Origin of the sequence: Novosphingobium cyanobacteriorum (genome assembly GCF_029436685.1) — a bacterium.
Taxonomy (GTDB): Bacteria; Pseudomonadota; Alphaproteobacteria; order Sphingomonadales; family Sphingomonadaceae; genus Novosphingobium; species Novosphingobium cyanobacteriorum.
The window spans coordinates 68643-84549 of the sequence record NZ_JAROCY010000019.1 but is presented as its reverse complement, the minus strand read 5'-3'; the positions used below and the strand labels follow the sequence as shown (position 1 = coordinate 84549).

Sequence of the window (15907 nt, the reverse complement as noted above, 5' to 3'; positions counted from 1 at the left end):
AACGAGCATCATGTACGCAGAGCCCGCGAAGACCAGCACGTTCAGCAACACGCTGGCTACGCCGACAAGGATGAAGTTGCCCTTGTAGCGCTGGATAAACAGGCTCAGGAATTGACGATCCACTGTAGTCCAATCGTTTACGCCATACCGCGGCGATCGCGGGCGTCCTACCCCAATTCCCGGCAGGATAACATGAAAATGTCGTAACCTTCCCACGGATCCCTGGTGCCGGCCGCCGCTCACCAGCCTGGTAGAAGGAATATGCCCAATCGTACCGACCAGCCTTTGCAACCCACCAATCCGAGCGGGGACAGAGCAGCACCACCTTTGTCGGTGGGGACGACTTGACAACGCTTGAGCGAGCACTGAGGCTTCGAAAAAAGAAATCTGGCGGATGGGAAAAGAAAGGCGGGTCGCGACGGAGCTTTGCTTGTCCGGTATGGGGGCGCGAATGACACTGGCAGTTCTTGGAGAAGCGGATCGGTTTGACAGGCCGCTGGCGCGACGGCGATCGGGCTATGGATGTGTCAGGTGTGGCTGCACATTCTTCCGGTATTGCCGCGTCGATCATTTTTGCCCGGAACTGTCGGAATTTCTTGCATGCCCTGCCTGCATCCCCGCGTTGCGGCAAATGGACCAAAGCGCAGGTATTCCCAGGACGTTGATTGCCAACCCTATCGCGTTGCAGGCCGAATTCGATAGGCGCGACCTCGGCTACCTTGCAGGCATGCGCCTGCCCGATATCCGGCTGCCGGAAGGGGTCATGTTGCGTTCAACACCTGTCGCGGTCGTGTTCGCCGGCGCACCTGCCTTCGAGGTCGCGATGCCGGAGGTCTCAGGTGGTGCCATGCAGCTCACCATCAGGCTGGGCTTGCATGATGGGGCACCCCACATCCTCGTCCTGAGAAATGAATGGGTTGCGCCGCCTGGCTGGAGTTTTCGCCGGGTTGGTGCTTGCCATGCGATAGTGCACGAGAGTGATGAGGCTGCAATCCGATTTCAGATCCTCGACAACCACGAAATCGCCCTCGAGCGACTGGTGTCGCATGCCCAGCAGCGCAAACTGACGATCGACAGCCTGGGAGTTTCGGTCGATGGCAAGCGACTCATGCTGCACGATCGTGCAAGCGCACTGGTCGGCCTGTCTGTCTAGGCCGAGATCCAACGGCGCTCCCAGCCAACCTGGGTTGCATCAGGCGACGCTACGATAGACCTCGAATCTCCGGCTAATCGGAAGCATCGCGGAACTCCCGAAAACGGGAGTTCGACCATAAACGGAGTCAGCCTCACCGTGTGAGGGGTGCGGCTGGGAAACCAGGTGATCGAGCACACTGGGGTGAAGGGGGCGGTTGAACTCGATGCCCGCCTCACCATCCTCGACCCAGCGGACGACTCCTTCAAGCCCTTCGATCCCTTCGGGGCGCACGATGAGCAGCTGTCCAGCAGCAATGGACGAGCCCAGTACCTTCACGCGGCAGCCCGACACAGAAAGATCCACCAGCGAGACTCCGTGGATCTTTTGCATCGCACTTCTGACATGGATGACGTTCTCGCTTGCAATGCGGTGCGTCTTGCGCCGGTCGCGCGTGGTCATGCTGGACTCCCATGATGAATAGTCACGCAATGCGGGAAATTTGTGGGCAATTTGTGGAACACGTCTGGTTAATATTTCATATTCCTCATGGAATCCGGGCAGTCTTCGTTCCCTGGTTGCCAATCGGGTGGAGGCAGCGCGAGTGCCTGTCAGCAAATGTGATCTACCACGTGAAGTAGGGCAACCTTTCAAGCGAAGACCCCAATCGAAGTATTGCCCGTCTCTTGACCTTGAGCGCGCGTCAGCCAACGCCGACGACTTGCCCGGCTGTCGGCGTGGCCTTGACGATGATGACCGCTCCCGACCAGCAAGTGGTATCCATATCCGGCCACAATGGAGGCATGGGTCTCTGCAGGCAAACGGGCTTGGCGGGCGGGGCTTTGGTCCCGCCAAGCGCTTGGTCAGATGAAGACGAAGTCCTGCGCAGCAAGATTGGTAACACCGACAACCTGGATGGTTTCGATGGATCCTCCGCCGTCGATGCCTGCGTGAATTTCGTAAAAGTCCGAGTTCCCGATCTGGATGAGCTGGGCGTCGGCCCCGTAGCCCACGAACCGGAGAAGATCGCCGCCGAACGCACCTGCGCCGCTGAAATCCTTGACCACATCGGCCTGGCCCTCACCCAAGCGGAACTGGAATACATCGTTCCCCCCGCCTCCGGTAAGCACGTCGGCCCCGGCGCGACCATCGAGGACATTGGCTCCGCCATTGCCGACAAGGGTGTTGGCCAGGGCATTTCCGGTGGCGTTTATGGACTTGCTTGTCGAAAGCTGTATCGTTTCGACATTGTCACTGGCCGTGAACGTTACCTTGGCCAGAATCCGGTCGAGGCCTTCGCCGGGGTTCTCCAGGACCACATCGTTGATGTTGTCGACCACATACGTGTCGTTTCCAGCGAGCCCGGCAAGCGTATCGGCGCCTGCTTGTCCGTCCAAGCGGTCATTGAGTGCCCCCCCGGATATTGCGTTGGCGGCGCTATTGCCGGTGCCGGTGAAGGCACGGTTACCGGTATAGGCGAGGTTTTCCAGGTTGGTTGAGAGCTTATAGGTCGTCAGGTCCGTCCGGATCGTGTCGATGCCGCCATTGTCGGCTTCGATGACCTGATCGCCGGTGCTGTTGATGATATATGTGTCGTTGCCGCCAAGGCCGGTCAGGAAGTCCTGCCCGGCACCGCCCTTGAGCAGGTTGTCGAGTTCGTTGCCGGTGCCGACAATGGAGCCGGTTCCGGTATATTCGAGGTTCTCGAGGTTGGCGCCAAGCGTATAGCTGGAAAGGGCGGTGCGGATGGTGTCGGTGCCCTCGTTGAGCAACTCGGTGATCGTATCGGCAGTTGTGTCGACGATGTAGGTGTCGTCGCCGTTTCCGCCTACCATGCGGTCCTTGCCGATGCCGCCATCGATGATGTCGTTACCTGCATTGCCCTGCAGATTGTCGAGCCCCAATCCGCCGAAGATCTGGTCGTTTCCGTCGTCGCCCTTGATCAGGTCTTCGCCCTCTCCGCCGAAGAGACTGTCGTCGCCGGCATTGCCGCGGATGGTGTCGTTGCCCGCTCTGCCATCGACGGTGTCATTGCCGTCACCTGCATTCACCTGATCGCCCAACACACCGCCATAGATCGTGTCGTTCCCTGCTCCGCCGTTGAGCGTATTGCCGCCATTGCCTCCGGCGATGACATTGTCCTCGCCGTTCCCGGTTCCGGTAAAGTAGCCAGTACCGGTGTAGACGAGATTCTCGACATTGATGCCGAGCGTATAGCTGGAAAGGGCGGTTTCGACTGTGTCGATGCCATTGTTGCCACCTTCCCCGATTTTCTCGGTGCCGCTGACGATGACGTAGCGGTCGTCGCCAAACCCGCCGTCGAGCAGGTCATTGCCACCTCCGCCGATCAGCGTGTCGTTGCCTGCAAGGCCGTAAAGGCGATCGTCGCCCAGCCCACCGTTCAGTCGATCGCCCAAGCTGGTGCCATAGATCTTGTCGGCACCATCCGTGCCGACCTTGTCGACAGGCACACCCTTCTCGACGGTGTGCTCGCTGGCGTAGACGCGGATGTAATCGATCTGGAACTGTGCCGGGAAAGGCGTCGTCGCGTCCGGATCTCCCGCCCAGGGCCCACCGCCGCCCAGACTTGCAATGAGATACATCGGAACGTCCATCCCCGGCCAGGTCGGCTGGGTCCGGACTGCTACGCCGTCAATGTACCAGGTCAGGAAGTCTGGTTCCCAATCAAGCCCGTAGGTGTGGAATTCGGTCGAGGCGGTCGGGACATTGTAGATTTTCGCGTGCGAGATGCGCTGGCCGTTGCTCGTCGCATGGGCCACGGTGATGACATTGTTGGGATCGTTGCCCTTCTGCTCGACGATATCGAGTTCGGGCGGCCAGGTGCCGTCGGCGCCAAGCAGCCAGAACGCATCATGGAGGCCCTGGCCGACCGGAAGCTTGGCCTTGATCTCGAAATAGCCATAGGTCTGGCTGAAGGTCGCCAGTGAATTGATCATGCCCGACGTGTAATCGTAGCCGTAAATCTTGTACTGTTCGGAGCGCGCCACCTTGTCCATGGTGATCGTCAAGATGCCGTCCTGGATCGAAAAGGGGTTCATGCCGATCGGTTGCCCGTAGGTTCCGGTATCGTCAGGATAAGTAAAGTACTGGACCGAGCCATGATCGGGCGTGGTGTGGGCGGCCAGCCCGGTTCTCGAGAACAGCGGGTACCAAGTGCCATCGCTGCCGGTTCCGGTATTGAGGCTGATCGTATCGAATTCATCCGAGAAGGTGAGCTTGTATTGCGACAGGTTGGTGCTGAGCAGGAAATCGCCCTGGTCGAATTGCGCAACAGTCGCGTTCCTGATCCTGACGGTGCCCGCGCTGCCAAGCGAAAGCAGCACGTCGCTGCCGTCCTGTAGCATGCCGGCGGCAACCTGGCTGAATGAGGTGATGCCGGTTGCGTCGCGCAGGTCGAAGTAATCTCCGGCCTGGAAGTCCACGACGATGTCGTCGCCATTGAGCACGAACATGTCGTTGCCAGCCCCGCCGGTCAGCTCGTCGGCACCAAGTCCGCCATCAATGATGTTGTTGCCGGAATTGCCGATGATGATGTTGTCGAGGGCGTTGCCGGTCGCACCAACGGAGAGCGATCCTGTCAGGACCAGGTTCTCCACATTCTTGGGCAAGGCAAAAAACCAGTCGCTTCGAACCGTATCGATGCCTTCGTCCGCATTCTCGATGACACGGTCCTTCGAGGAAAGCACTATGTAAGTGTCGTCGCCGAAGCCGCCGTACATCCAGCTCTCGCTCGAGCCGACCTTGCCATAGAAGGTCTTGAACCGGTCGTTGCCGTCCGTTCCGATCAGGATCTGGGAAAGCCCGGTCGCGTCGATGAAATTCGTCGGATCGGCAGAAATCGGCAACATCAGGGAAGCTCCTTGCGCAAGAATCGCAACGCGCTGACCCTATGTTTTGGTTAATGGAAAGTAAACTCCTGCTCTCCGCCTCTGTCAATAATATTTTCGCAGAATCAAGGATCTGGCAAAAAGTGCGGTGCTATTGAGAGCGGTGACTCGCAGAGCCAACAGGCCAGGCCGGGAACGAAGAACGTATCTTGCTTTCAGTGGTTCGAGATCTGGTATCTGAAATCAATACTTAGCGATGAACCGTGATATCTTTGAGGCGAGCCGTTTGGCGATGTTGTCGAACGTCACCGCGCGCGGCTCCCGTTGCGTCCCGTCCCGATGCTGATCGAGCTTCATGGCTTGAGACCGGTTCCCGGCGCCCTGCAGCAAAGGCGTGTGGCTATCGTCTGGTCGGTCGGACCGAGATCAGCGGTGCATTGCAAGATCGGGCGCAATCGCTGGAGCAACCGATGCTGGATTGGGTCGACGCGGTCCAGCCGCAAGGGACTGCAGAGATGCGAGGGTAAGAGCCATCGGGGCGCTGGCAAGCGCGCTTCGCCGGTCGGCTCGGCGCGGCTCGGGAAGGATTACCGGGATTGTCGGACGAGCGACCCTGCTGGAGCGGCCATTTGCGTTCCTTTTGCCGCATCTGCGTCCGTTTTGAGACAGGCCGGTGGATTTGGGATATTGTACCGCGTCGCGCTCTGGGGCAAGACGCTGCACTGCAGCATTGGAAGGCAGGAAGCGCATGGCTGAAGCCGCAATTGGTGATACATCGCAAGCGATACCCGCTGCGCCGGCTGTCAGCCGGCTGGACAGTCTGGATCTCGCTCGCGGAATCTCCATCCTGCTGGTGATCTTCGTCCATTCCTATGGACACAACTATGCCGACATCGCCGGGACGGGGACGATCGGCAAGATCTGGGACGTGCTGGTCAGTGCGACCAAGCCGATCCGCATGCCGACTTTCTTCCTGATTTCGGGCTATCTCGCCAAGAGCCTGGTGAAGCAGGATTGGAATGTGCTGTTCGAGAAACGCGTGCTGTTTCTCCTCTACATGTACACGATCTGGCTCTTCATCAACCAGATCGTCGGGTCGACCTTGCAGTTCGTCGAAGTCGGCCAGGTGTTCTCGCTGACCGAAGTTGTGGGCACCGTCCTGTTGAAGCTGGTGGCGCCTTATTCCTTCCTGTGGTTCCTGTGGGCCCTGTCTCTCTACAACATCATCGCCCGAGCCACGATGCGGCTGCCGATATGGGCAGTCCTGGGTGTCGCCGCGATCATTTCGGGCCTGTCCGAGCAGCTTGTGGATCAGCCTTCCTACATCATGCGCTGCGGCTTTTTCTTTCTGCTCGGCGCGCGGTGTCCCGACCTGATCAATCAGGTCACCGCCCGTGCAAACTGGCGCTACGCTGCGCTTATGATGGCGGCTTACGTCCTGTCGGTTGGCCTGATCTTCCTGCTCGGCGAGAAGTTCCCAGGCGCCTGGTTGCCTGCAGGCCTAATCGGATCGGCGACGATCATCATGGTCGGGACATTGATCTCGCACTGGAGGCCGGTCTCGGTCCTCAAGTACCTTGGTCGCAACACCTTGCAGCTCTACGTGCTCCACCCCATGCTGATCAGCCTGCTGACTTTTGCCGAAATGCACTATCTGCCTGGCATGATGGGCTGGATCCGCGGCACGGCACCGCTCCTGGCAATCTATCCGGTGCTTTTCGTCGCAACTGTTACCGCCCTTGCCATCGCCATCTGGGCGATCCTGACGCGTGGCGGGTTGGGTTTCCTGTTCGAGAAGCCCTGGGGCAAGGCATCAAGGCGCCCGCCGCAGGTGGTGCCGGCCGGATGAGGCTGGCGTTCTGCCCGGTGATGGTCGCGAGCACTCTCGCCTTCACACCGGGCTGAACCTTTCAGGATCAGTGCCTTGGAAATCGGGCAACGTGCGCCTTTGAGGTGTCTGGTGCCGGACAAGGCGCTCCCCCATGATTGAGGCCGGCGATCATTCCCGTCCGTTCAGCCGGTGGAATCTGGATCGAGCTGGACCGGATTTGCAGAGAACAGGACATGTTCGCCCGCGACCCGCCTGTCAGAACGAGGCTTGCGAGGCGGCGACGCGTCGAGGCCGGGGACGGGCGCTTGGCTTCGATCCACTCGATGCAGAGCGCCCCAGCGCATCTGCTGCATGGGCCTGATGCTGCGTGCGCTTGCGAAGTCGCAGAGCGTTCGCATCTATCAGAAAACGAGAGGCTGCACGTGCAGGCGGCCAACCCGGATGGCGCATGCGTGGGCCGCATGCAAGCAGGCCGGTTTCCCGTCTACCTTCAGCGCCGGCCCTGATTCAGGCCGGCGCGCCGGCAGTCAGGTTGCCGCGGCAACGGTCGAGCAGGGACCGGGCCACCATCGCTTGGTCTTGCAGCTCCTTTGCCCGGAACTGGCGCGAACGCAGGACGATGATCGCAATTGCGAGGTAGAAGGTATATCCTGCGAACGAAGGCAGGTTGTCGAATGGCGCGGGCTCGGTGATGCCTCGCAGGAGGTAGAACAGCATGACGACCATGGGTTCGAAGCACGAAGCGCGCAGCCCTGCGTAAAGCGTCGCGGCCAAGGCCACGAGCAGCAGTGCGAAGGTAATGATGCCGCCCGAAAAAAAGACCTCAAGATACATGTTATGGCAGTGCGCTGCCACCGAGAACAGGCGCGGATCCTGGGGCAGGATCGTCGTCGACATGGCGTAGCCATATCCCGCGACCGGCCTTGCGGCGATGTGCTCGATAACGACCGTCCAGATTTCGGATCGTCCTGTTCCGCTGGTGATTTCGGAAGCCTGGCCTGAGCGCGCGAGTGAACTCAGGATAAGATCAGGCGCTGCAAGAAGAAGGGCTCCGACAAATGCGACCACCAGCGCGACCATCCCGATGTTGGCGGCCCGGTTGCCCCGACGCATGATATAGATGGTGAGGCAAACCAGCAGCGAGGCCATGCTCATGCGGCTGTTCGACATGACGAGGCAGGCCGCGATCGGGATTGCCGCAAGCAGCACCAGCGAGCGCATTCGTCCCTTGAGGCGACGGAAATAGAGGATGGTCAGGATGAGCGCCATCGACGTCATCGAGCCCAGACCGTTGGGCGTACCGGCAATCCCCTGGATGCGGTTGTTCTCGCCAAATTCGCTTCCGAGCCAGGCGTGCATGCGTCCGAGCTCGGGATAGGCGAAATAGACGACAAGCGAGATGACCGCGATTCCCCCGACCAGGAGGATCAGCAGATTGACGACCACATCTTCGCCCAGACGCTGCGTCATCCAGACACAGAACAGGAAACAGCCAAGCATGGGCACGCTGTTCATCAACGAAAGCACCGGGTTGTCCGCCTGGGTGGCGGACATGACGAGCGAGAGCAGGGTAAGCAGCCAGGCGCCCAGGATCGGATCGGCAAGGGACATGCGACGACTGACCAGCGCGACCAACGGGACGACGAGACTGAGGCCCACGCACATCATCTTGAACATGACCTGGAAGTCTATCGACTTGTCGGTATAGTCCCGGATGCGGAATATGGTCGTCGCCGCAAAGATCACGAGGCAGGCCGCGATGACCGAAATCTGCTTCACGTAGCGCGGTTCGGCGGTCGGCCGGGTGAAGGTCTTGAGCATCATAGCATTCGGCCTTTCACTGCTCCGCTGTCATCGTCAGGCTGGGTACGCGCATGACGATCGGCGCACGACCCTGCACGGAAAAACCGCTGTCCAAGATGGAGCGCACTACCAAACGGCCGATACACAGGTCAATCATCCAACACCATCCATGGCTCGAGCTTCATCCGGCTAGGCAAGCGCTCTGTGGTGGGCCCAGTTTGTCTTGGCGAGCATAAGGGGGGGGCTCCCACAGCGCAACGCTTTACGCCAGTGAGTTCGCTGCGCTTCCAATTGGTCTTCTGGCGAAACATTCTTGCGACAATTCTAGCGCAAGAGTCTTATCGAATGGTAGTCGGGACATCCGGGCGCGTTTTCCGCCCTGGTGAACGCGCATTGCAGGAAGGCTGTTGCGGCTGGGAATGTTGTGGCGGTTTAAAATCCGGCCAGGCGGGGGGGGGCATCTATCCTGTCAGAATTCTTGATCGCCGAGGAGTGCAACGACGCGCAAGGTTTGAGCAGTCTTGGGCCCGCGATCGCGGCGGACAGAGTGCCGGATTCCGGGCGTGCGCTTCGACGTGGCCAGTCAGGCGCTTTGCGAAGCGCAAACCACACCGCTTGCATCATCTCCAGCTTTGCGCTTTTTCCGGAATGGAGCTTCTATGTGGCTTGCGTCCTTGGACCGGCTTAAACCGGGCATTGCGCAAGTCGCGCAGCCTGAGTTTCAGCTGCCGGCCCCATTCTCGTCACAGTTGATCGGTTCCTTTCGCGCCCCGGCTGTGCCATTCCGGCTCGGCCTCCGCCCCCGACAGCACGGTGGGGGGCACCGAAACGCGACAACCCTTGATTGCGACTTGGGAGCGTGGGGGCGTTGGGATCCGAGACCGAATAGCTCTGACGTTGCCGTTCGGCGACGGAGGCCGCGATATCAACGGTACCGCAATCTCCAGCGGTTGTGCCCGGCTGGTCAAAGGCGTGAGGCTGGCGGCGATGCACAGCTACTGCACAGCAGCTTGCAGGAACCGGGTTGTCCCGCTTAAGCTCGCCCTGTCCTTCTTGGTGCCGTGCGATGTGAGGGCAGTCCCGAACAGGTACGCTATTGCCAGCCCCGCTGCCGCCGGCTTTGCTGATCATGAATGGCCTTTTTCCGGACCGCACCAGCAGTCGCACTGCACATCCCAGCTTCCGCCGTGGCGTGGGCCACATAGGGGCGACTGGAACGATCGGGCAAGGGCTGAGACAATCAGACGAACAGGTAATCCCCGCTGTCAAGATTGGTGACGCCGACAAGCTGGATCGTCTCGACGATGCCGCCGAACGCCGCGCCGGCATGGATCTCATAGATGTCCGACCCGGCATCATGCGTGAGGTAGGCGTCGGCGCCAAATCCGACAAAGCGCAGGACATCGCCGCCTGCAACGCCAGCTCCGGTGAAATCGGTGACTACATCGCCTGCAGCTTCGCCGCGCTGGAAGGCAAAGGTATCGTTCCCGGCCCCACCAGTCAGCGTATCGGCGCCGCCCCGCCCGTCAAGGATGTTGGCGCCGCCATTGCCGATGATGGAGTTGGCGATCGCATTGCCGGTGCCGCTGAGCGACATGCTTGTGGTCAGGGTCAGCCCTTCGACATTGTCGCTCAGCGTGTAGCTGACGGTGGAAAGGACGCGATCATTGCCAGCGTTGGCGTTCTCGACGACGATGTCGTTGACGTTGTCGACGACGTAGGTATCGCCACCCGACCCACCGATCATCGTATCGGCGCCCGCGCCGCCCTCGATCCGGTCGTTGCCGCTGCCGCCGATGATGAGATTGTCGAGTGCGTTACCCTTGCCGGTGAAGTTCCTGCTGCCGGTGAACACCAGCGCTTCGACATTGATACCGAGGGTGTAGGTGTTGAGTGCGGTCTGCACCGTGTCGAAGCCGGCACCCGAAGCCTCGGTCACCTGGTCGAGGGCAGAATCGACAATATAGGTGTCGTCACCCCCGCCGCCGATCATCTGGTCGTTGCCCATACCGCCATCGAGGATGTCGGCTGCACTTCCGCCAATCAGAACGTCGTCGCCGAACGCGCCCGACAGCATCAACTTGACGCCCGCCAGACTGCCGTCGAACTGGTCTGCTGCCGAAGTACCGGCGATCGAAACGTCGGTGACGCCTGTCCCTGCTAGGCTCGACTGGAAGGCGACATTGTTCCCGGTCAGGACGAGCTTCTCGACATTGATTGCGCGGAAATCGACAGCGCCGTCGCCGTTGAGATCGAGCGTTGCCATCGCACCATTGGCGGAAATCCAGCCCCCGCTGGCACTCACGGCCGCCTTGAGGGTATCGATCCCGTCAAGTCCGTCCACGCCATCGTAAGTGAGCGAGCTTGCATAACCGAAGATGTCCGCGCCTGAAGTGCCCAGCAGCGTGTCGCCGGCCTTCACGTCGCTGACATTGACGGTAATCGTCTGCCTCGTGCTCTGGATGCCGTCGGAAACGATGACCGACACGGTGTAGCTGGGCGCATGGTCGACGTTCTCGAAATCGGGCGGATTGACGAAGCGGAGTTCGTTGCCGTTGACGATGGTGAAGAGTGCCCCGTCACCGGTCGTCGGGTCGACGCTGAAGGTGAGGGTTTCACCAGTGGTGTCGGCATCCACTGCAGTCAGAACCTGCGCCAGGGTCTCGTTTTCGGCGACGGTGACTGTCGCGGCCGAATTGATCACGGGCGCAACGTCGTTGACGTCTGCAATCGCGATATCGAACGTCTTGGTGAAATTGTGGCCATCCGAGTCCGTCAGCATGACGGTGACCGTGAAAGTGTTGGGATCGTTCTCGTAGTCGAACACGCCGGTGGTCACGAGCTGGTTGCCGACAAGCGCGAAGCGGCCGCCGGCATCGTCGAGCAGAGTCCAGGTATTGATTTCCGAGACATCCGGATCAACGCCGGTGAAGGCGCCCACGACTGTGCCTGTTGCGAGGCCCTCCTGCACGGCCTGTGCGCTCAGCAGCACGTCCGAAGGAGGGCGGTTGAGGACGTCGATGAACGAGGTCTGGTCTTCGAAGGAAACCCGTTCGATATTGCGCACATAGTCGCGGAACGGAAGGTTGCCGGACAGGTCCTGAACGCGCCAGGTATTGGCGTTTATGCGGATGAAGGCGTAATCGTCCCGGTTGCCTTCGAGGGCGAGTACATCGTTGCCATCGCCGCCGTCGATGGAGTCGTTGCCATCCCCTCCATCGATGATGTCGTCGCCGCTGCCGCCCCAGAGATTGTTGTTGGCGGAATTGCCGGTGATGTAGAGCCCGATAGTCGATCCGCGGCCGTCGACGTCGTCGAACCCAGACACATTGGCCAGGCCGCTTGTCTGGTCGGACTGGGACAGGTCGATGAAGTCGGTCGTGTTGAAAAGCACCAGGGTATCGCGACCGGACCCGCCCTGCAGGCTCGCGGCGACGCCCTGATAATAGACGACCGTATCGTTGCCCGCGCCGGCGTTGATGGTGTCGGCGCCGCCCAGCCCATCAATGAAGTCATCGCCGGCATTGGTGCTGATCGAATCCGCACCGTTCGTCGGCAGGGGCTGTCCGGGAACAGAATGGGTCGCGTCGATATAGTCGTTGCCGGTCGTGCCGACGATCTTGACGCCCTTCTTGTAGGCAACGGAACCCGTAGGCACAGTCCCGGTGGGAACCGGCGTGGCGGTCGGTGTCGAGCCCCCGGACAGGAACATCTGGAGATTGTCTGCGGTGAGGTCGGCTGCCGACACATTCTGCAGCCGCGCAATCGTGAAAAGATCTCCGCCAGGCTCAGGGGCGATCTTCACGAGCGTATCGGCACCGGACTGGACGAACTGAACGTAGCCCTTGGCAAGAAAATCCCCCCGCCAGCCATGGCGCGCGCCCAGGATCGAGACGTCGAGCGTGTCACCTCCAGCCCCGGCCTGGAAATCGGTGATTATGTCGATCGAATCGAGGTGATCGAAAACGAAGCGGTCCTTGCCGGCTCCGCCAGTCAAGGTGTCAATGCCATCGCCACCCCAGATGTAGTCGTCACCGCCGGCGCCATTGATCGTATCGACGCCCCGGCCACCCAGCAGGCGGTCACCCTGTTCGCTGCCCAGGAAGATGTTGTCGTCGACGCCGTTCCATCTGATGACGATGGTGTTGATCAGCTGGGTTGTGCCGAGGTTGCCATCGCGCAGGTCATATTCGAGCGAGCTGTTCTTGATGACGTTGTTGGTGGGATCGCCAGAAACGACATAGATGTACCGGCCGGCCTCGCGCACGATGGTGTTGTCGACGACCGTGTCGCGCGAATCGCCGTAGCCGTACTCCATGTACTGGAAGCCGCGCTCGTCGCCGACACTGCCGGAATTGATCAGCTGATGGCCGACGCCGCGAAAACCCACGAAGCCATGGGATTCGAACGACATGACGTTTTCGAGCAGGCCGTTGCGGCCCTCGGAGTGGAAGGAATAGGAGAAGGCCGAGGCGTAGTAGGACACCGTGTCCTTGACGTGCAGGCCGATATCGGCGCCATAGGCCGAGAGGTTGGGATTGTTGATGCCCGATACCACGCCATTGTCGTCGGTGGCATGGCGAACCCGTTCGGCATAAAGGCCGATAACGGTCGTGTTGACCGAACTCGCCGAGTGCACGCCATAACCGTAGTGTCCGAGCGGGATGTCGTCGAGCAGGTTGATCGCCGCGCTGTCCTGAACAAGGGCATTGACGGTGTTGACGAAGTTCATGCCCATCGAATTGCCGTCGCGCACCGTGACGTGACTGATCTCGGGCGCAATCGCATTGCGGATATTGATGAGGTCGCTGTTCCAGTCGATGTGTGACTGGTCTCCCATCACGGTGCCATCGGAAATCTTGATCTGGCCGCTGCTGATTTCGCCGGCGCGGACATTCGTCACATACTGGTCGGCATAGAGCGGCTTGCCGGCCACCTCGACGGTATTGCCGTTGATCGCCACGATCTGCATCGCCTGGCCAAGCCGTGTCGGCTCGGCCGTGTTGCGATTGTCGAACGGCAGCACGTCGTCTGAGACGACCTTGATCCAGTCGCCGACCTTCAGGTTGCTGATGTTGCCCGAGAAGGTGATCTTGGCGTTGTCCCCGCTGATGTCGAGGCCGACGCTCTGCGTATTGGTGATCGAACCCGAGGCAGTGATGACCGAGCTGTTGCCTGCCTGGACAAGGGTTGAACCGTTGAGCACCAGATTGATGTCACGATTGGTCACATCGATCTTCAGGCCATCGACAATCTGGATGGTCTCGTTCTCGGGCAGGATCAGGGTGCCGCCGTTGGGCAGGAGGGCGAGCGCGTGGGCAATGTCGCTTTCATTCGCGCCAGCCTGAAGTTGCAGCACATCGGTCATAGGGAAATTGCCTCGGAGATTCGCAGCGGAGGTAACGCACCGCTCGCGGGGATTGCAAACTTCTTAACCCTGTTTGAGGTCCCGTGGTGAACGGAGATTTAACGATATTTCGGGATTTCGGCAAGATTGTGCAGTGCACCACGCCAGGTGTTTCAAAATGGGACGAATACGCGGCAATTCGTATAGATTCGGTTGCGGTTCAGGTAGTGTGGCCTGGCATGGCGCATCCCAGGAGCGGTGAGGCCATCAGAGCCCGCGCGAGGGGGGGCAAGCGCATCGAGTGACGATGGCAAGCTCGTGCGGTCCAAGGCGCCCTGTCATGCATGAGGGTCAGGCTCCGGTCGGGTGGAAAGTTGAAGCGGGATACTCCCGCGGGCAACGAACGACTGTGACATTGGTCACCTCAGTCAAGGCCGCCTGCGGCTGTGAGCCAGCCGTGACTTGGTCAAACGGCTCAAGGCGCGCAGCGGAGCAAGCCCCACGCAATTGCTTCGAGCATCCAGAGCCTGGCAGGAATTCAGGCTGTCTTGCTGGCTGGGGCCAACCCTTGTCGCGAGGTGTGGCCACATCCCTTGTCCAGTCAAAGCGGAGAAGGTAAGGACCGCCACGGGGGCCTTTGACGAGGTACTGCAGATGCTTTTCATGGCTCTCGCACTGGCAGCCGCTCCAATTCAGTGGCCGGCACCGAGGCTCGAGCGGCCTGAGACGATAACGCTGGGGGCTGGACCAACAGTCAGCAGGCTCGATCCTGGCCGGGACTACATCCTGCGCATGCCGGCAGGGGTCAAGCGCGGATCTACGGTGATTCTGGGCGGACGCAACGTGTGGGTCGTCGGGGGGCAGATTGCGGTGCCCGCCGAGGATAAGATGCGCCGCGCCATCTATATAAAGGGTGCGACCGGCACGGTGCACATCGAGGGTGTGCTGATCACCAATCCCGACGGTGGTGAATTCGATGCCATCGCGATCGCCGCGCCTGCGGCCGTGGTCCAGGTCGAGCGTGTCCGGGTCGAGGGCCTGCAGGGCACCCAGGCGACGTTCCACTCGGACGTGATCCAGCCCTGGGGTGGCGTGAGGGAGTTGCGCGTCGATCATCTTACCGCCACCAGCGCGTACCAGGGTCTGCAACTTCCCGACATGCACGGCGCCTCGCGCACCGGGCCGATTTCTCTGATGCATGTGAACCTGCGTTATACACCGCCGCTACGCGAACCATTCCCGGGCGCTGGGCCCAACAAGGGCGGGTTCCTGCTCTGGACGATTCACGGCCGCAATTGCGCGATGAGCACGAGGTTGACGCTGCGGGAGGTATACATTTTCCAGAACAGGCTGCGGCGGCCCGAGAATGCCGTCTGGCCGCCGGCTACCTCCAGGCTGCCTTGTGCTGTCAAACTGGATGACAACAAGACGCGGGTGCTGTTTCCCAATCTGCCTGTCAGCGGGGAGGTCAATCTCGGCGAGCCGCCCAAGGGTGACTTCGTACCTGCCGGCAGTGTTGGGGTCGGATACCGCGGACCATCGGCTGTAGCGATGGACGATCATGGAGCGCCAAGCGGGCAGGAGACGGCGGCGGAAGGCACTCCGGGTATGGGCGACTTGATCGGTTATTGGAGCCAGCAGTTTTTTGCACTTGTCGCCAAGGCCTTGCGCCAGCTTTCCGCCTGACGCCGTCGCGGCACAGCGGCAGCTTGCGCAAATGGGGCTTGCCGGCCGCGGTGTGTCAATTGTCACAGCGTGTTCACGCACCAGCCTTTATGCCGGTTCGGTCCCTGATCTGGCACAGCTATTTGGCGTGCAGCGTTAACCTCTGCCGGGGTGCTGTGCCAAATGGATACGACGGGGGAGGTGGGTATTCGGGCATGGTTAATCGCGTTTACGCTTTTGACCACTTCTTATAATCACCCGGCTTGCATCCGGCCTGCGAA

General features: G+C 60.6%; 7 protein-coding genes. 3 read left to right on the top strand and 4 right to left on the bottom strand.

The genetic code is table 11. The annotated features are described in order from the left end of the window. The first annotated feature begins 631 nt into the window (after positions 1–631). On the top strand, positions 632–1153 hold the full coding sequence (locus POM99_RS17545) for a hypothetical protein (RefSeq protein ID WP_277279786.1): 522 nt from the start codon (positions 632–634) through the stop codon (positions 1151–1153). A 39-nt stretch (positions 1154–1192) separates the two neighbouring features. Here the strand turns inward: POM99_RS17545 and POM99_RS17540 are convergent, their stop codons facing one another. Next, complete coding sequence (locus POM99_RS17540) at positions 1193–1594, bottom strand: PilZ domain-containing protein (RefSeq protein ID WP_277279784.1); 402 nt, start codon at positions 1592–1594, stop codon at positions 1193–1195. A 401-nt stretch (positions 1595–1995) separates the two neighbouring features. Beyond that, on the bottom strand, positions 1996–5001 hold the full coding sequence (locus tag POM99_RS17535) for a family 16 glycosylhydrolase (RefSeq protein WP_277279783.1): 3006 nt from the start codon (positions 4999–5001) through the stop codon (positions 1996–1998). Between the two features lie 727 nt (positions 5002–5728). On the opposite strand from POM99_RS17535, the gene POM99_RS17530 reads away from it, so the two are divergent. Further along, complete coding sequence (locus POM99_RS17530; RefSeq protein ID WP_277279782.1) at positions 5729–6829, top strand: acyltransferase family protein; 1101 nt, start codon at positions 5729–5731, stop codon at positions 6827–6829. A gap of 489 nt (positions 6830–7318) precedes the next feature. On the opposite strand, the gene POM99_RS22415 is transcribed toward POM99_RS17530, so the two are convergent. After that, positions 7319–8557 (bottom strand): O-antigen ligase family protein, encoded by a 1239-nt coding sequence (locus POM99_RS22415; RefSeq protein ID WP_277279781.1) that lies wholly within the window; start codon positions 8555–8557, stop codon positions 7319–7321. Between the two features lie 1297 nt (positions 8558–9854). After that, the gene (locus tag POM99_RS17520) at positions 9855–13982 is read right to left on the bottom strand and encodes a hypothetical protein (protein WP_277279780.1); all 4128 of its coding nucleotides are present in this window, start codon (positions 13980–13982) and stop codon (positions 9855–9857) included. Between the two features lie 642 nt (positions 13983–14624). Here POM99_RS17520 and POM99_RS17515 point away from each other — a divergent pair. After that, a complete protein-coding gene (locus POM99_RS17515) occupies positions 14625–15647 on the top strand; it encodes a hypothetical protein (RefSeq protein ID WP_277279779.1) in 1023 nt (340 codons plus the stop codon). The last annotated feature ends 260 nt before the right edge of the window (positions 15648–15907 follow it).